This window comes from Mycobacterium sp. NS-7484 (assembly GCF_001953975.1).
Lineage (GTDB): Bacteria > Actinomycetota > Actinomycetes > Mycobacteriales > Mycobacteriaceae > Mycobacterium.
Genome location: NZ_MBEJ01000022.1, coordinates 24916 through 40504, shown reverse-complemented (window position 1 = coordinate 40504; position 15589 = coordinate 24916). Strand labels below are relative to the sequence as shown.

General features: G+C 66.7%; 18 protein-coding genes. 8 read left to right on the top strand and 10 right to left on the bottom strand.

Annotated features, from left to right (window positions below; genetic code table 11):
* Window positions 1–5: 5 nt before the first annotated feature.
* A complete protein-coding gene (locus A5733_RS04750) occupies window positions 6–1508 on the bottom strand; it encodes a CoA-acylating methylmalonate-semialdehyde dehydrogenase (RefSeq protein ID WP_076239281.1) in 1503 nt (500 codons plus the stop codon).
* Window positions 1509–1621: 113 nt separating this feature from the next.
* Here A5733_RS04750 and A5733_RS04745 point away from each other — a divergent pair, with 113 nt between their 5' ends.
* The 4 genes from A5733_RS04745 to A5733_RS04730 are packed head-to-tail and all read left to right on the top strand — an operon-like array spanning window position 1622 to window position 5814.
* On the top strand, window positions 1622–3217 hold the full coding sequence (locus A5733_RS04745) for a PucR family transcriptional regulator (RefSeq protein ID WP_076239280.1): 1596 nt from the start codon (window positions 1622–1624) through the stop codon (window positions 3215–3217).
* 4 nt (window positions 3218–3221) lie between these two features.
* The gene (locus tag A5733_RS04740) at window positions 3222–3608 is read left to right on the top strand and encodes a DUF2237 family protein (RefSeq protein ID WP_076239371.1); all 387 of its coding nucleotides are present in this window, start codon (window positions 3222–3224) and stop codon (window positions 3606–3608) included.
* A 19-nt stretch (window positions 3609–3627) separates the two neighbouring features.
* Window positions 3628–5085 (top strand): YdiU family protein, encoded by a 1458-nt coding sequence (locus A5733_RS04735; RefSeq protein ID WP_076239279.1) that lies wholly within the window; start codon window positions 3628–3630, stop codon window positions 5083–5085.
* A gap of 24 nt (window positions 5086–5109) precedes the next feature.
* Window positions 5110–5814: a dienelactone hydrolase family protein gene (locus A5733_RS04730; RefSeq protein WP_076239278.1), complete on the top strand. Its 705-nt coding sequence runs from the start codon at window positions 5110–5112 to the stop codon at window positions 5812–5814.
* Between the two features lie 8 nt (window positions 5815–5822).
* On the opposite strand, the gene A5733_RS04725 is transcribed toward A5733_RS04730, so the two are convergent.
* The 4 genes from A5733_RS04725 to rplS are packed head-to-tail and all read right to left on the bottom strand — an operon-like array spanning window position 5823 to window position 8185.
* On the bottom strand, window positions 5823–6128 hold the full coding sequence (locus A5733_RS04725) for a DUF2469 domain-containing protein (RefSeq protein WP_003881082.1): 306 nt from the start codon (window positions 6126–6128) through the stop codon (window positions 5823–5825).
* Entirely contained in the window at window positions 6125–6913 is a 789-nt protein-coding gene (locus A5733_RS04720; protein WP_076239277.1) for a ribonuclease HII, read from the bottom strand. Before A5733_RS04720 ends, A5733_RS04725 begins: the two co-directional genes overlap by 4 nt.
* Before the next feature lie 20 nt (window positions 6914–6933).
* The gene (lepB, locus tag A5733_RS04715; RefSeq protein WP_198938728.1) at window positions 6934–7785 is read right to left on the bottom strand and encodes a signal peptidase I; all 852 of its coding nucleotides are present in this window, start codon (window positions 7783–7785) and stop codon (window positions 6934–6936) included.
* Between the two features lie 58 nt (window positions 7786–7843).
* Complete coding sequence (gene rplS / locus A5733_RS04710; RefSeq protein WP_029372100.1) at window positions 7844–8185, bottom strand: 50S ribosomal protein L19; 342 nt, start codon at window positions 8183–8185, stop codon at window positions 7844–7846.
* 323 nt (window positions 8186–8508) lie between these two features.
* On the opposite strand from rplS, the gene A5733_RS04705 reads away from it, so the two are divergent.
* Window positions 8509–9468: a hypothetical protein gene (locus tag A5733_RS04705; protein ID WP_067774993.1), complete on the top strand. Its 960-nt coding sequence runs from the start codon at window positions 8509–8511 to the stop codon at window positions 9466–9468.
* A 13-nt stretch (window positions 9469–9481) separates the two neighbouring features.
* Here the strand turns inward: A5733_RS04705 and trmD are convergent, their stop codons facing one another.
* The 5 genes from trmD to A5733_RS04680 all read right to left on the bottom strand — a co-directional run bounded on the left by trmD (window position 9482) and on the right by A5733_RS04680 (window position 12090).
* Window positions 9482–10159 carry a tRNA (guanosine(37)-N1)-methyltransferase TrmD gene (trmD, locus tag A5733_RS04700; protein WP_076239275.1) on the bottom strand — a complete coding sequence of 226 codons (678 nt, stop codon included), beginning with the start codon at window positions 10157–10159 and terminating at the stop codon, window positions 9482–9484.
* Between the two features lie 11 nt (window positions 10160–10170).
* Complete coding sequence (gene rimM / locus A5733_RS04695; RefSeq protein WP_067774999.1) at window positions 10171–10698, bottom strand: ribosome maturation factor RimM; 528 nt, start codon at window positions 10696–10698, stop codon at window positions 10171–10173.
* A 10-nt stretch (window positions 10699–10708) separates the two neighbouring features.
* Complete coding sequence (locus A5733_RS04690; RefSeq protein ID WP_003881089.1) at window positions 10709–10951, bottom strand: RNA-binding protein; 243 nt, start codon at window positions 10949–10951, stop codon at window positions 10709–10711.
* Between the two features lie 8 nt (window positions 10952–10959).
* Window positions 10960–11427: a 30S ribosomal protein S16 gene (rpsP, locus tag A5733_RS04685; RefSeq protein ID WP_067775003.1), complete on the bottom strand. Its 468-nt coding sequence runs from the start codon at window positions 11425–11427 to the stop codon at window positions 10960–10962.
* 243 nt (window positions 11428–11670) lie between these two features.
* Window positions 11671–12090 (bottom strand): nuclear transport factor 2 family protein, encoded by a 420-nt coding sequence (locus A5733_RS04680; protein ID WP_067775006.1) that lies wholly within the window; start codon window positions 12088–12090, stop codon window positions 11671–11673.
* 32 nt (window positions 12091–12122) lie between these two features.
* Between A5733_RS04680 and A5733_RS04675 the strand changes: the two genes are divergently transcribed.
* From A5733_RS04675 to A5733_RS04665, 3 genes are all read left to right on the top strand, one after another.
* Complete coding sequence (locus A5733_RS04675; protein WP_076239274.1) at window positions 12123–13022, top strand: D-alanyl-D-alanine carboxypeptidase family protein; 900 nt, start codon at window positions 12123–12125, stop codon at window positions 13020–13022.
* 87 nt (window positions 13023–13109) lie between these two features.
* On the top strand, window positions 13110–13937 hold the full coding sequence (locus tag A5733_RS04670) for a D-alanyl-D-alanine carboxypeptidase (protein WP_076239273.1): 828 nt from the start codon (window positions 13110–13112) through the stop codon (window positions 13935–13937).
* Between the two features lie 138 nt (window positions 13938–14075).
* A complete protein-coding gene (locus A5733_RS04665; protein WP_233152618.1) occupies window positions 14076–15578 on the top strand; it encodes a sulfite reductase flavoprotein subunit alpha in 1503 nt (500 codons plus the stop codon).
* Window positions 15579–15589: the final 11 nt, after the last annotated feature.

Sequence of the window (15589 nt, the reverse complement as noted above, 5' to 3'; positions counted from 1 at the left end):
TTCTCTCACTTGTTCTCGGGAAAGCCGAGGTTGATGCCGCCGTGGCTGGGGTCCAGCCAGCGGGTGGTGATGGCCTTGGTGCGGGTGAAGAAGTGCACCCCTTCGGCACCGTGGGCGTGGCTGTCACCGAACAGTGAGGCCTTCCAACCACCAAAGCTGTAGTAGGACATCGGAACCGGGATCGGCACGTTGATACCGACCATGCCCACCTCGACCTCGTTCTGGAACCGCCGCGCCGCACCACCGTCGTTGGTGAAGATCGCGGTGCCGTTGCCGTACGGGTTGTTGTTGATCAGCTCGAGGGCCTCGTCGTAGGTCTCGACCCGCACCACCGACAGCACCGGGCCGAAGATCTCGTCGGTGTAGACGCTCATCTCGGGGGTGACGTTGTCCAGCAGGGTCGGGCCCAGCCAGAACCCGTCCGGATTCCTCTGACCCGCCCCGTCCAGCACGGTGCGCCCGTCGACCACAACCTTGGCCCCGGCGGCCTCGCCGGCGTCGATGTAGGACGCCACCTTGTCCCGGTGAGCCTTGGTGACCAGCGGGCCCATGTCCGAATCCTTGGTTCCGTCACCGGTTTTGATGGTGGTCGCGCGCTCGGCGATCTTGGCCACCAGATCGTCGGCGATCGGGCCGACGGCCACACAGGCCGACACCGCCATACAGCGCTCACCCGCCGAACCGAAGCCGGCGTTGATCATCGCATCGGCGGCCAGGTCCAGATCGGCATCCGGCAGGATCACCGCATGGTTCTTGGCGCCGCCCAGGGCCTGGACCCGCTTGCCGGCCGCAGTCGCGGTGGCATACACGTACTGCGCGATCGGGGTGGAGCCGACGAAGGACACTGCCTTGATCTTGGGGTTGGTCAGCAGTTCGTCGACAGCGGTCTTGTCACCCTGCAGCACGTTGAACACGCCGTCGGGCAGGCCGGCTTCCTTCCACAGCTCGGCCATCCACAACGAGGCGCTGGGATCCTTCTCCGAGGGCTTGAGCACCACGGTGTTGCCCGCGGCGATGGCGATCGGGAAGAACCACATCGGCACCATGGCCGGGAAGTTGAACGGCGAGATGATGGCGACCGGCCCCAACGGCTGCAGCACCGAATGCACATCCACCTTGGTCGAGGCGTTCTCGGTGAACCCGCCCTTGACCAAATTCGGGATCCCACAAGCGTATTCGACGACCTCCAGGCCCCGGCTCACCTCGCCGAGCGCATCGGAGAGCACCTTGCCATGCTCGCTCGTGATGATGGCGGCCAGTTCTTCCTTGCGGGCGTTGAGCAGCTCGCGGAAGGCGAACAGTACCGACGTGCGCTTGGTCAGCGAGGCGTCACGCCAGGCCGGGAACGCCGCCACCGCGGCGTCGATCACGGCACGCGCGTCATCGACACTGGCCAACGCAAGCTCGCCGGTGACCGCGCCGGTCGCCGGATTGGTCACCGGAGCGGTGGCGGAGGAGCTGCCGGCAAATATCTTGCCATCGCGCCAGTGCTGAATGACATTGCTCATGGGTTCCGAACCTTCCTATGGCGGTGAGTACTGCTATTACTCTGGGCCAGCAACGGCTGCTCGCAGCCGAACATCCCGTAAGGCAGAACTCCAGATTTATTACACTTTGTAAAATGATCCCTACCGTCCGCGACATCGTCGGGCTCCCGGTGGTGCAGGCCGGCGAGCCCGAGGTGCTCAGTGCCCAGCAACTGGACCGCCCGGTGCGCTGGGTCCACGTCAGCGACATGCCCGACCTCGCCGGTCTGCTGCAGGGCGGCGAGTTGGTGCTCACCACCGGCGCGGCGTTGTGCGCTGCGCCGCGCGACTACCTGCGCCGGATGCAGCGGGCGGGTGTCGTCGGCGTGGTGGTGGAACTCGGTACCCGGGTCCAATCGCTTCCGCCCAGCGTCGGCAGCATGGCTCAGACGCTCGGACTGGCGCTGGTGGTGCTGCACCGGGAGACGAAGTTCGTCGAGGTCACCGAGGCGGTGCACCGGCTCATCGTCGCCGACCAGTACGAGGAACTCGAGTTCGCCCACCGCACCCACCAGACCTTCACCGAGCTCAGCATGAAACGCCCGTCGATGGCCGACATCGTGCGCGCAGCCGCCGAGATGATCGACGAATCGGTGGTGCTGGAGGATCTGTCCCGGCAGGTGCTGGCGATCTCACCGCGTGGCGAGGCGGCCACCACCGTGCTCACCGACTGGCAACGTCGGTCCCGGGCGATGACCGAGCCATGGGCAACCACCGCCGTCGGCCCGCGCGCCGAGGAATGGGGGCGGCTCATCGTTCCGCACGCGCCGGTCGCTCCGGCCAAAACCAAGATGGTGCTCGAACGGGCCGCGCAGGCACTGGCCCTGCATCGGATGGCCGAGCGGGGTCGGTCCGGGCTCGAGCACCAGGCGCAGAGCGGGTTGATCGACGACGTGTTGGGCGGCCGGATTTCCGACGACCGCGAAGCCAATGCCCGGGCACTGGCGCTGGGCCTGCGGGCCGCCGGGTCCTACCTGCCGGCCACCGTCCGGGTGGGCGCACCACCGGACCGGCTCGATCCCGTCAGCACCCAGCGCCGCAACATCCGCATCCTCGATGCGGTCACCCACAGCGTGAAATCCCAAGGGCACAGCGCGATCTGCTCGGTTCGCCGGGACGGTGAGATCGGTCTGGTGCTGGCCATGAACCCGCGGCGCGGGGCCGGCATGGACACCACGTTGACCCGGTTGGCCGAGGGCTGGCGGGAGGCCATCGCCCGCGGCGGCGACGCCGACAAGGTCGTGATCGCCGTCGGCAGCAGTGCCGGCGCGTTCGCCGACGCGGTCCACGGCCTACGCGAAGCGGCCCATGTCGCCGAGGTGGCGGCGTCCATGTCGGATTTGCCGCGCCCGTTCGTGCGTGCCTCCGACGTCCGGTTGCGCGGTCTGATCACCCTCCTGCTCGACGATCCGCGGGTTCAGACGTTCGCCGAGACCGAACTCAAGGACCTGCTGATCCACGATGCCGAGCAGGACAGCGACGACGTGGCCGTGTTACGCGGCTACCTGGAGCTCGCCGGCAACAAGTCGGCACTGGCCAAGCGACTCCACATGAGCCGCCCGGCGCTCTACAGCCGGCTCGCCTCGATCGAACGGCGGTTGGGCGTGAACCTCGACGACGGCGAATCGATGACCTCGCTGCACGTCGCGCTGCTGGTACTCGATGCGCAACGCAGCGCCGCGCCATACTGATCCGATGGCTGATCGCAATGTGCTCGGAGGCCCGCTCGAAGAGTGCAGCACCGACCCGCTCACCGGCTTCTACCGCGACGGGTGCTGCTCGACCGGTGACGCCGACGCGGGCCGGCACACCATCTGTGCCGTGGTGACCACCGAATTCCTGGAACATCAGCGGTCGATCGGCAATGACCTGTCGACCCCGGCCCCGCATTTCCGCTTCCCCGGCCTGGCACCCGGAGACCGGTGGTGCGTCACGGCGGCCAACTGGCTGCGGGCCCACCATGACGGCCAGGCCGCCCCGGTCGTGTTGGCCGCCACCCACGAACGCACCCTGGAGCTGATTCCCCTCGACGTGCTTCAGCAGTACGCCGTCGATGTGCCCGACGACCTGGGCAGCCTCTGAGGCTCCGTAGGCTCGAAGGGTGAGCGTCGCCCCCAACTCGACCGTCGCGCTGGACAACCGCTTCGCCGACGCGCTGCCCGAAATGGCCGTCGCGTGGCAGGCCGAGGCCGCCCCGGCGCCGCGACTGCTGGTGCTCAACGAGCCGCTGGCCGACGACCTCGGGCTCGACGCCGGCTGGTTGCGCAGCCCCGAAGGCCTCGGCCTACTGGTGGGCACCGTCGTCCCCTCCGGCGCCACCCCGGTGGCGCAGGCCTACGCCGGCCATCAGTTCGGCGGATACGTCCCTCGCCTCGGCGATGGCCGCGCACTGCTGCTGGGTGAATTCGTCGGCCCCGGGGATCGGCTCCGCGACCTTCACCTCAAGGGGTCCGGGCGCACCCCCTTCGCTCGCGGCGGCGACGGCCTGGCCGCCGTCGGACCCATGCTGCGTGAGTACATCGTCAGCGAGTCGATGCACGCCATGGGCATACCGACCACCCGGTCGCTGGCCGTCGTGGCCACCGGCCGGGAAGTCCGCCGCGAAACGCTGCTGCCCGGCGCGGTCCTGGCCCGCATCGCCGCCAGCCACTTGCGCGTCGGCAGCTTCCAGTACGCCGTCGTAACCGTCGGCGACACCGAACTGCTGCGTCGGCTGGCCGACCACGCCATCACCCGGCACCATCCCCATGCAGCCGATGCCGAGAACCCGTACCTGGCGTTGTACGAGGCGGTCGTCTCGGCACAGGCCGAGCTGCTCGCGCAGTGGATGCTGGTCGGATTCGTGCACGGCGTGATGAACACCGACAACATGACGATCTCCGGGGAGACCATCGACTACGGCCCCTGTGCCTTCATGGAAACCTTCGATCCCGCAACGGTATTCAGCTCGATCGACCAGGGCGGCAGGTACGCCTACGGCAACCAGCCCACCGTAGCCGCCTGGAACCTGGCCCGCTTCGCCGAGACCCTGCTGCCCCTCTTGGCCGAGGACTCCGAGCGGGCTGTGGAAGTCGCCACCGAGGCATTGCACGGGTTCGGCCCACAGTTCGACAGCGCCTGGACGGCCGGTATGCGAGCCAAGCTCGGACTGCGCGCCGGTACCGATGACACGATTGCGAAACCCGTCATCGAGGACTTCCTGGCGCTGCTGCACCAGCACCGCATCGACTACACCTCATCGTGGCGTGCGCTCGCCCGGATGGCCCGTGGTGAAGACGAGTCGTTGTTCGACCGGCCCGGCTTCGACGGCTGGTGCCCGCGTTGGCTTGCGCTGCATCCCGATGCCGAGGCGATGGACCGGGTCAATCCGCTCTACATCCCCCGCAACCACCTCGTCGAGGAAGCACTCGTCGCGGCGTCGAACGACAATGACCTAGCACCGCTGAACGACCTCATGGCAGCCCTCGCGTCCCCGTACCGGCAGCGCCCGGGTCTCGAACGCTATGCCGCCCCCGCACCCCCCGACTTCGGTGCCTACCGCACGTTCTGCGGAACCTGACCGGCAGCCGCTACTCTCGGTCGGGTGACGACGATCACCGTGGACACCCCGGCCGGTTCGATCGATGCCCTGCTCGGAATCCCCGCTGGTGGAGGGCCGTGGCCGGGTGTGGTGATAATTCATGATGCGATCGGCTACGGCCCGGACAACGAGGCGATCTCCGAACGCGTGGCGGCCGCCGGCTATCTCGCGCTCACCCCGAACCTGTACTCCCGCGGCGGCCGGGCCAGATGTATCACCCGTGTGTTCCGCGACCTGCTGACCCAGCGTGGCCGGGCACTCGACGACATCCTGGCCGCCCGGGACCACCTGCGCGAGCATCCACAGTGCACCGGGACCATCGGCATCGCCGGCTTCTGCATGGGCGGACAGTTCGCACTGCTCATGGGGCCCAAGGGATTTGCCGCGTCGGCACCGTTCTACGGCACACCGCTGCCGCGTCGGCTCGACCAGACCTTGGACGCCTCGTGCCCGATCGTGGCCAGCTTCGGACGCCGCGACCCGATGGGCGTCGGCGCCCCGGGTCGATTGCAGCGCGTCGTCGACGACAAGAACATCGCGGCCGACATCAAGATCTATCCCGATGCCGGCCACAGCTTCGCCAACCAGCTACCGGGGCAGTCGTTTCTGCGGATCACCGGTTTCGGCTACAACGAGGCAGCCACTGCCGATGCGTGGTCCCGGGTGTTCACCTTCTTCGGTGAACATCTGACCGCCAAATCCGGCTGAGCCGGCCGCTACTCCGGCAACCGCAGTTCCGGCTTCTCCACCTCTTCGATGTTCACGTCCTTGAAGGTGATGACCCGCACCTGCTTGACGAACCGGGCCGGGCGGTACATGTCCCACACCCAGGCATCGGCGAGCCGCAACTCGAAGTACACCTCGCCCTCGGAGTTGCGCGGAATCAACTCCACGCTGTTGGCCAGGTAAAACCGGCGCTCGGTCTCCACGACGTAGCTGAACTGCCCGACGATGTCCTTGTATTCGCGGTACAGCGAGAGCTCCATCTCGGTTTCGTACTTCTCGAGATCCTCGGCGCTCATCTGGTGTGCAGTCCTTCTCGTTGTGCTGGTGCCTTGTCGCCCATCTTTCCGTACGCCACTTCAGCATGCCGCATTGGTGCCATATCCCGCCGCACCCCCGCCGTCTCTGCGGCCCGCCGCACTCCTGCTGTCTCTGCGGCCCGCCGCACGTTCACATACGAGTAGCGGTGCTCCCCACACGGCCCCAACTCCGCCAACGCCGCCGAGTGTGCCGGGGTGCTGTACCCCTTATGTTCGGCGAACCCGTACCCGGGGTGGTGCTGCTCCATGTCGACCATCAACCGGTCCCGACTCACCTTCGCCAGCACACTGGCGGCCGCGATGCAGGCTGCGGCGGCGTCGCCCCCGATCACCGGCAGAGACGGCACTGCCAACCCCGGCACCCGGAACCCGTCGGACAACACATATCCAGGTCGCACCGACAAACCGGCCACCGCACGGCGCATGCCCTCGATATTGGCCCTGTGCACGCCGAGGCGATCCACTTCGGCCGACGGGATGAACACCACGTGATAGGCCAGGGCGTAGCGGCGGATCAGGGGGAAAAGTCGCTCCCGCTCCGCCGGGCCCAGCTTCTTGGAATCGTCGAGGGAAACCAGGCTGTCCATCCGGTTCGGACCCAATACGCAGGCCGCCACCACCAGAGGACCGGCGCAGGCGCCCCGTCCCACCTCGTCCACCCCGGCGACCGGGCCGAGACCGTTGCGGTACAGCGCGGATTCCAGGGTGCGTAGGCCGGATGATCTGCGGATCACCGTTCGAGGCGGCCACGACGTCTTCGCCACTGGCGGCACAGGGCAGCTCCCTAGGAGTCGGTCTGTGGGTTCACGCCGTTGATGCCGCCCCATCGAGACGGCGGCCAGGCGATGAACCGTGCCTTTCCGATGACATTCTCCACCGGAACCGTGCCGGCCATCGGGTCACCGGTACACAGCAGCCCCTCACGCGCATCGGCGGGCAGGTTGCTGCAGTGCACCCGCGAATCGGCCGAGTGGGTCCGGTTGTCCCCCATCACCCACAGTCGGTCCGCAGGCACGGTCACCGGGCCGAACTCATTGCCCAGACAGGGATAGACATTCGGGTCGGCCATCATGGTGGCCGGATCCAGGTACGGCTCGTTCAACTGCTTACCGTCGACCGTCAGCCCCGTGTCCGCCCGGCACTGCACGGTCTGACCACCCACCGCGATCACCCTTTTGACCAGGTCGTTCTCGTCCGGCGGCACGAACCCCACGAACGACAGGGCGTTCTGCACCCAACGGATGGCGGTGTTGTCCGAGCGGATCGACTTGTACCCGATGTTCCACGACGGCGGGCCCTTGAACACCACGACGTCACCGGGCTCGGGTTCGGAGAACCGGTAGGTGAGCTTGTCGACCATGATCCGGTCCCCCACGCAGCCGGGGCAGCCGTGCAGCGTCGGCTCCATCGATTCCGACGGAATCAGGTAGGGACGCGCGATGAACGTCAGCGTCACGTAATAGAGCACCAGCGCAATGCCGGCCAGAATGGCAATCTCGCGGGCGGTGGAATGCTTGCTCTTGGGAGACTCTTCCGGCGATTCGTCTGCGGCGGGAGCCGCGGATTCGGAATCGGAGTCGAGGCCGCCCTCCGAGGATGCGTCGGCGGAGTCGGTGGGTCTGGTCACAGGCACCACAGTAGCGAGCGTCGTGACCGGTCCCGCGACGAAAGCTTCGTCAGGCGGAGCAGCGCGCTCAGCGCTTTTCCTTGATCTTCGCCTTCTTACCGCGCAGTTCGCGCAGGTAGTAGAGCTTGGCGCGACGCACGTCACCGCGGGTCACGACATCGATGTGATCGATGTTGGGCGAATGCACCGGGAAGGTCCGCTCGACGCCGACGCCGTAGCTTTCCTTGCGCACGGTGAAGGTCTCGCGGATGCCGCCACCCTGGCGACGGATCACGACGCCCTTGAAAACCTGGATGCGCTCCTTGGAGCCCTCGATCACCTTCACGTGCACATTGACGGTGTCGCCGGGGCTGAAGGTCGGGATGTCGTCGCGCAGCGACGCCTGATCGACGAAGTCCAGCGTGTTCATCGGTGACACTTCCTTGTTGTTCGCGGCTCCGGCCGGGCGCGCACAAACCGCGCAGCCGAAGCTATTTTCGGGTGTATCGGGGTGTATCTCGCAGCGGAACGCGGGCAAGCCGGCCCAGTCCTACGCAGACAACTGCTCAATTGTGCCAGACGGGTCCCCATACCGTGAAATCCGGCGAGTCTGCGTGGAACCTCCACAGCGCTGGGCAAGCATACTTCGAGCCGGACCCACTAAGCGCTCAGCGGCGCGAACAGTTACGCTGCAGCCACCGATGTGCCGGTGCGACAAGCCCATCAGATGTGATCGACGGTTCAAGGAGGACCATGCGACGGCGGCCGTCGAGACTCACAGTGGCGGGCGCAGCCGGCGTGACGGCGATCGTGGCCATCGCCGGCGTGACGGTCACGGGCTGCGAAGCCCGGGTATACGGCACTCCTCCGTACGATCCCGCCGCGCCACAGCTGACCGTCGTCGCACCTCAGGGCAACATGGCCCCCCTGCCCGAAGCGTCCCCCGGCGAACCTGCACCGTCGTTCGACGGCCTTGAGGACCGCGCACAGCAGGCCACCGAGAATGCCGCCGAGGCCGGTGCCGACATCACCGTGCTGGTACTCGACCGCAACACCGGCCAGCTGGTCTCGAACGGAAACCAGACTGCCATCGCGATCGCCTCGGTGGTCAAGCTGTTCATCGCCGACGATCTGCTGTTGCAGGAAGCCAAGGGCGAGACGGTCCTGAGCCCCGAGGATCGCGAGAACCTCGACGTGATGCTGCGATCATCGGACGACAGTGCCGCCGAGGTGTTCTGGTACCGCAGTGGCGGCAGCGCGATCGTCGAGCGGGTGGCCGCTCGGTACGGCCTGGCTTCGACGCGTCGACCCAACGACGGTCGGTGGTGGAACACCATCAGCACCGCGGCCGATCTGGTGCGCTACTACGACATGTTGATGAACGGCAGCGGTGGCCTGCCCGCGGAACAGGCCAACGTCATCCTGTCCAACCTGGCCCAGTCGACCCCGGACGCCATCGACGGCACGCAACCGGACGGCACGTACCCGCAGCGATTCGGTATTCCTGAGGGCCTTTACGCCGAACCGGTGGCGGTCAAGCAGGGTTGGATGTGCTGTATCGGTTCGGACTGGATGCACCTGTCGACCGGTGTGGTCGGGCCCGATCGTCGCTTCATCATGGTGATCGGTTCACTGCAACCGACAAATGCCGCCACCGCGCGCACCACCATCACCGACGCCGTCAAGACGATGTTCCCCGGCGGCCGGATCTAGGCTCGCGACCAGATCATTCGAGCAGATCCGGGCGACGTTCGCGCGTGCGGTGCAGCGATTGTTCATGACGCCAGGCCGCGACCTTGGCGTGATCACCGGACAGCAGCACATCGGGCACGTCGAGCCCCCGCCAGCTCTGCGGACGGGTGTAACTCGGCCCTTCGAGCAGGCCGTCGGAGTGGGAATCCTGTTGGTGCGACGCAGGGTTGCCCAACACGTCGGGCATCAGCCGGACCACCGCCTCGATCATGACCAAGGCGGCCGACTCTCCGCCGTTGAGCACGTAGTCGCCGATCGAGACCTCTTCGACCCGCATCCGCCGGGCCGCATCATCGGCCACCCGCTGGTCGATCCCCTCGTACCGGCCACAGGCGAACACCAGGTGCGACTCAGCACTCCACCGCTCGGCGGTCGCCTGGGTGAACAACCGGCCCGCCGGCGTCGGAACCACCAGAAGCGTGTCCTCAGAACAGATTTCGTCGAGCGCCTCGCCCCACACCGGAGCCTTCATGACCATGCCGGGGCCCCCGCCGTACGGCGAGTCGTCCACCGAGCGGTGCACGTCGTGCGTCCAGTTCCGCAGGTCGTGGACGGCCACGGAGAGGATTCCGGCCTCGATCGCCTTGCCCGGCAACGACTGCCGGATCGGATCGAGGTAGGCCGGGAAGATCGTGACGACGTCAATACGCACTACGTGGCCCGTCAGACCTGGTCCAGGTTCAGCAGACCATCGGGGGGATCGATGACGACGGTGCCGGTTTCCCGGGACACCGAGGTGACGATGGCGCCGACGAAGGGCACCAGCACTTCGCGGCCATCCGGGTCGGCCTTGACCGACAACAGCTCGCCGGCCGCGGTGTGCAGCACCTCACGAACCACTCCGACCGCGGCGCCGTCGACCGTGACGACCCGCATCCCTTCGAGCTCGTGGTCGTAGAACTCGTCGGGATCATCGATGGTGGGCAAGTCGGCGGTGTCGACGATGAACACCGTGCCACGCAACTCATCGGCCGCGTTGCGGTCGGAGACACCGGCCAGCCGGATCAGCAGCCGGCCGGCGTGATCGCGTACGGACTCGACGGAGAAATTGCGCTCGGCACCCCCCTTGGCGCGGCCCCGAAGGGCCACGCCGGGGGCGAACCGGGCGTCGGGGTCGTCGGTACGGACCTCGACGACGACCTCACCGGTAATGCCGTGAGCTTTGACAACCCGCCCGACAACCAGGTCCATGGATCCGACGCTACTGGTCGGTGTCCACCACGTCGACGCGGATTCCGCGTCCACCGATGCCTGCGACCAGGGTGCGCAGCGCGGTAGCGGTGCGGCCGCCGCGGCCGATGACCTTGCCCAGGTCATCGGGGTGCACGTGCACCTCGACGGTCCGCCCACGGCGGCTGGTGACCATGTCGACGCGTACGTCGTCGGGATTGTCCACGATGCCGCGGACCAGGTGCTCGACGGCGTCGACCACGACAGAACTCACTGCGATGCTCAGCTCTCGCTTGCGGCTTCGTCAGCGGCGGCCTCGGCGGCAGGTGCCTCGGCGGCCTCGTCCTGCTGATCCTTCTTCGGGGCCTTCTTCTTCTTCGGCGTGACGGCCGCGGCACCGGTGCCGCTCTCGGCCTCGGCCAGTGCCGCGTTGAACAGGTCCAGCTTGGACGGCTTGGGCTCCTTGACCTTCAGCGTGCCCTCGGCGCCCGGCAGGCCCTTGAACTTCTGCCAGTCACCGGTGATCTTCAGCAGGGCCAGCACCGGCTCGGTGGGCTGCGCACCGACGCCCAGCCAGTACTGCGCGCGCTCCGAATCGATCTCGATCAGGCTCGGCTCTTCCTTGGGGTGGTAGCGGCCGATGACCTCGATGGCGCGGCCTTCGCGGCGGGTGCGCGCGTCGGCGACGGCGATGCGGTACTGGGGGTTGCGGATCTTGCCAAGCCGGGTGAGCTTGATCTTGACAGCCATGGTTAAGCACTTCTCCTTGAGTGTCACGCTGCAATTCGGCGATGCGGGCGGAATTGCCCGATCCGGTTTTGCCTTACGTGTATGACCACCGCGCAGCGCATTGAACGAGTCGCACGGCAGACAGCCGCCAATTGTGCCAGAACGATGCCGACCAGCCCAAATCCGGTCCCAATGGCCAGTTATCGCACAACTTCCGGCCGGTTGCGTGTCACAACTGGCCACTCACGGCGCCCACCAACAGCGTCACACGACTTTGTCGAAACACTTGGTCTCGACGCGACGGCTCATCCGCCAACCGTCGGCGGTCCGGACGAACTCGTCTTCGTACCACAGGCCGCAGAACAACACCTGTTGCTCCAGCCCCGGCAGCACCATTGGGTTGAAGCAGATGGTCCGCGACGAGGCCTTGTCTCCGTCGAGTTTCACATCGCAGTTGCCGAGCATGTGGGCGTACGCCGGAAAATTCGGCAACACCTCGGTCAGCCAGGCCTTGACCTCCGGGTAGTGACCGTCGATGCCGCCCATGGCCCGGTAGTCGATGTAGGCGTCGGGAGTGAACACCACATCGAGGTCATCGAACAGTCGACGGTCGATCGCCGTGGAGTAGTCGATCAGCAATTGCTGGATCTCCAGGCGGTCCGAAATCTCGGCCAGGCTCAACATGTCTCGATTCAACACGATTAGGCTGGCCCGCCATGGGGAGGTTCGTCAGGTTGTCTGTCATCGGGGCCGCGGCCGCCGTCGCATTGATCCCGCTCTCATCGGTGCCTGCCACCGTGCCCGCGGCCAGAGCCGACCTCGAGGTGCAGCAGGTCGGCTCCGCGCCCATTCCCGACGGTCCCGCGCAGGGTTGGGTGGTCGCCGATCTGGACACCGGTCAGGTATTGGCGGCTCGCAACGAGCACACCCGCTACGCGCCGGCCAGCACGATCAAGACCCTGCTGGCCCAGGTGATCCTCGACGAAGTGCCGCTCGACGCCACGATCGTGGCCGAGGAAGCCGACACCAAGGTCGAGTGCAACTGCGCCGGCGTCGCGCCCGGGAAGACCTATACCGCACGTCAACTGCTGGAGGCCGCACTGCTGGCGTCGGGCAACGACGCCGCCAACACCCTGGCCCGGATGCTCGGCGGTCCCGAGGCGGCCGTGGCCAAGATGAACGCCAAGGCCGCGGCACTCGGCGCGCACAACACCAACGTGGCCACGCCGTCTGGGCTGGACGGGCCCGGGATGCCGTTCTGGTCCACACCGCACGACATGGCCTTGATCTTCCGCGGGGCGATGGCCAATCCGGTGTTCGCCGAGATCACCGCGTTGCCGTCGACCACATTCCCGAGCAAGAGCGGCGAGCGCGTGCTGGTCAACCAGGATGAGCTGCTGCACCGTTATCCGGGTGCCATCGGCGGCAAAACCGGCTTCACCGACATTGCCCGCAAGACCTTCGTCGGGGCCGCGGCGCGCGACGGCCGCCGCCTCGAGGTCGTGATGATGTACGGGCTGGTCAAGGAGGGCGGTCCGACGTACTGGGATCAGGCTGCCGCCCTTCTGGATTGGGGCTTTGCCCAGGACCGCTCGGCCAGTATCGGGTCTCTGTAGCGCCCGGCCCGATTCGGTATCTTCCGATACCCGAAGGAAACCTGACTGCGCGCTGAACGAGTCCTTGACTCCGTAGGGTCGGCGCTCGTGCGAAGACTGCTCGTGACGCTCGCGCTCGGCCTCGGCACGGCGCTGACCGCTGCCACGATCTCGGTCCCGCCGGCGGCCGCAGCGCCAGGGGTTCAACCCGCAGGCGCCCAGATTCCCGACGGACCGGCCAAGGCTTGGCTGGTCGCCGACCTGGATACCGGCCAGGTTCTGGCATCCAGAGATGCCTACGGCTCCTATGCCCCGGCCAGCACCATCAAACCGCTGTTGGCGATGGTGGTGCTCGACCACCTGCGGCCGGATAATTTCGCCCGGGCCAACCAGTCACACACGAAGGTCGAATGCTCGTGTGTGGGCCTCACCCCGGGGCAGCCCTATACGACCCGCCAACTGCTGGAAGCACTGCTCATGGTGTCGGGTAACGATGCGGCGAACATGCTCGCCGACATGCTCGGTGGCCAACGCTCCACGGTGGCGGCGATGAACCGCAAGGCAGCCAGTGTCGGGGCACGCAACACCCGGGCTTCCTCGCCGTCGGGGCTCGACGGGCCCGGTTGGGAAAGCGTCACCACCCCGCACGATCTGGCGGTGATCTTGCGCGCCGCGCTGACCTATCCGTTGATCGCACAGATCATGCGTCAGCCGTCGGCCCAGTTCCCGGGCAAAACCCTGACCAACCAGAACGAATTGCTGGCCCGCTACCCCGGCGACATCGCCGGCAAGACCGGCTACACGGACCTGGCCCGGAAGACGTATGTGGGTGCGGCACAACGGGGTAACCGGCGGCTGGTGGTGGTCCAGATGTACGGCACCGGCGATCTCTACCCACAGGCGATCGACTTGTTCGATTACGGCTTCTCCCACTGAGCCAGAAAAGGTAGGGCCCCACCGGGACTCACGAGAAACTAAGGTCACCCTAAATTCGCGTGGCAGGTCCGCGCGCGACCGAGGGGAGCCGACGTGTCCGACCTTGAGTTCTCATTGGTGGTCGCCTACGGCACCGACATGGGCAATGCCGAAGACGCCGCGATGACGTTCGCCGAGGCGGCGACCGCGGCCGGAATTCCGGCCGAGGCCCTCGAACTCAACCAGGTGGAACTCGATCAACTGGACACCACAACGCATTTCATCGTCGTCACGTCGACCTTCGGCGATGGCGAGTTTCCCGACACTGCCACATTGTTCTGGGAGGCGCTCAGCGCCTCGACCGCGCGGCTGGAACACCTGAGCTTCGCGGTGCTGGCACTCGGGGACACGTCCTATGAATTGTTCTGCCAGGCAGGCAAACTGCTCGACGCGCGCCTCGAAGAGCTGGGTGCCACCCGACTGGCCGACCGGGTCGACGTCGACGGATACTACGAAGAGCCGGCCGCAGCCTGGACCACCGATCTGGTCAAGCAGTTGACCGCCGCCCAGTCCGGCCCGACTGCGCACGTGACCGTCGTCGAAACTACCCCGGCCGATCCCCTGCCCCGCAGCCAGGAACGCAACCGGGTCGTCGCCGCTCCCCTGATCGTCAATCGGCTGCTCACCTCGCCGGAATCCGACAAGGAAGTACGCCACTACGAACTCGACCTGACCGGGTCCGGCATCACCTATCAGGCCGGCGATTCCCTGGCCGTCCATGCCATCAACGATCCGGACCTGGTGGCAGCCATTCTCGACGCACTGCACGTGGGACCGGGGCACCGGCTCGCCGAGGCCGACGAGCCCCTGGGCGTGCTGCTCACCGAACGGCTCGAGATCCGGACACCGTCGCGGGCGCTGCAGGAGCTGGCGGGTGTGGCCGCCTACGGTGAGGATGTCCTCGATCTGATCAGACGAGCCGATTTGACCGTAGACGAGGTCGTGGATACGTTGCGTCCGTTGCAGTTTCGCGACTACTCGATCGCCTCGAGTCCGCTGCTCCACCCGGATCACATCCACCTGACGGTGGCCACCGTGCGCTATGCCGGCACTGCCCGCCGACACGGGGGCGTGGCCTCGACATACCTGGCCGAGCGCACGCAGACGGTTCGAGTCCATCTGCGTCCCAACCATCATTTCCGGCTGCCGGCAGCCGATGTGCCGATCATCATGATCGGGCCCGGCACCGGCATCGCGCCGTTCCGGGCGTTCCTGCAGGAGCGGCAGGCCGCCGCCGCGCCCGGCCGGTCCTGGCTGTTCTTCGGGGACCGCCGCCGCGCCACCGACTTTCTCTACGGGTCGGAACTGGAAGGTTTCCGGGACGCGGGCACGTTGACCCGGCTCGATGTCGCGTTCTCCCGCGATCAGGACACGAAAGTCTATGTGCAGCACCGTATGCGGGAGAACGCAGCAGAGTTGTTCGCCTGGCTGCAGGACGGCGCATACGTGTATGTCTGCGGTGATGCCGACCACATGGCCAAGGACGTCGACGCCGCGCTGCACGAGATCGTTGCCGAAAACGGCCGGATGGATGCCGAGGCCGCGCACGCCTATGTCAACGACCTGATCAGGAGCCACCGCTACCTGCGCGACGTGTACTGAGACGAGTGATT

What these genes read in the sequence shown, in the direction of transcription:
- A5733_RS04665 (WP_233152618.1), top strand. Translation starts at nt 14,076, where the DNA reads ATGGGCAATGCCGAAGACGCCGCGATGACGTTCGCCGAGGCGGCGACC.
- A5733_RS04725 (WP_003881082.1), bottom strand. Translation starts at nt 6,128, where the DNA reads ATGAGCGCCGAGGATCTCGAGAAGTACGAAACCGAGATGGAGCTCTCG.
- rplS (WP_029372100.1), bottom strand. Translation starts at nt 8,185, where the DNA reads ATGAACACGCTGGACTTCGTCGATCAGGCGTCGCTGCGCGACGACATC.
- A5733_RS04750 (WP_076239281.1), bottom strand. Translation starts at nt 1,508, where the DNA reads ATGAGCAATGTCATTCAGCACTGGCGCGATGGCAAGATATTTGCCGGC.
- A5733_RS04705 (WP_067774993.1), top strand. Translation starts at nt 8,509, where the DNA reads ATGCGACGGCGGCCGTCGAGACTCACAGTGGCGGGCGCAGCCGGCGTG.
- A5733_RS04675 (WP_076239274.1), top strand. Translation starts at nt 12,123, where the DNA reads ATGGGGAGGTTCGTCAGGTTGTCTGTCATCGGGGCCGCGGCCGCCGTC.
- A5733_RS04745 (WP_076239280.1), top strand. Translation starts at nt 1,622, where the DNA reads ATGATCCCTACCGTCCGCGACATCGTCGGGCTCCCGGTGGTGCAGGCC.
- A5733_RS04680 (WP_067775006.1), bottom strand. Translation starts at nt 12,090, where the DNA reads ATGTTGAGCCTGGCCGAGATTTCGGACCGCCTGGAGATCCAGCAATTG.
- A5733_RS04740 (WP_076239371.1), top strand. Translation starts at nt 3,222, where the DNA reads ATGGCTGATCGCAATGTGCTCGGAGGCCCGCTCGAAGAGTGCAGCACC.
- rimM (WP_067774999.1), bottom strand. Translation starts at nt 10,698, where the DNA reads ATGGACCTGGTTGTCGGGCGGGTTGTCAAAGCTCACGGCATTACCGGT.
- rpsP (WP_067775003.1), bottom strand. Translation starts at nt 11,427, where the DNA reads ATGGCTGTCAAGATCAAGCTCACCCGGCTTGGCAAGATCCGCAACCCC.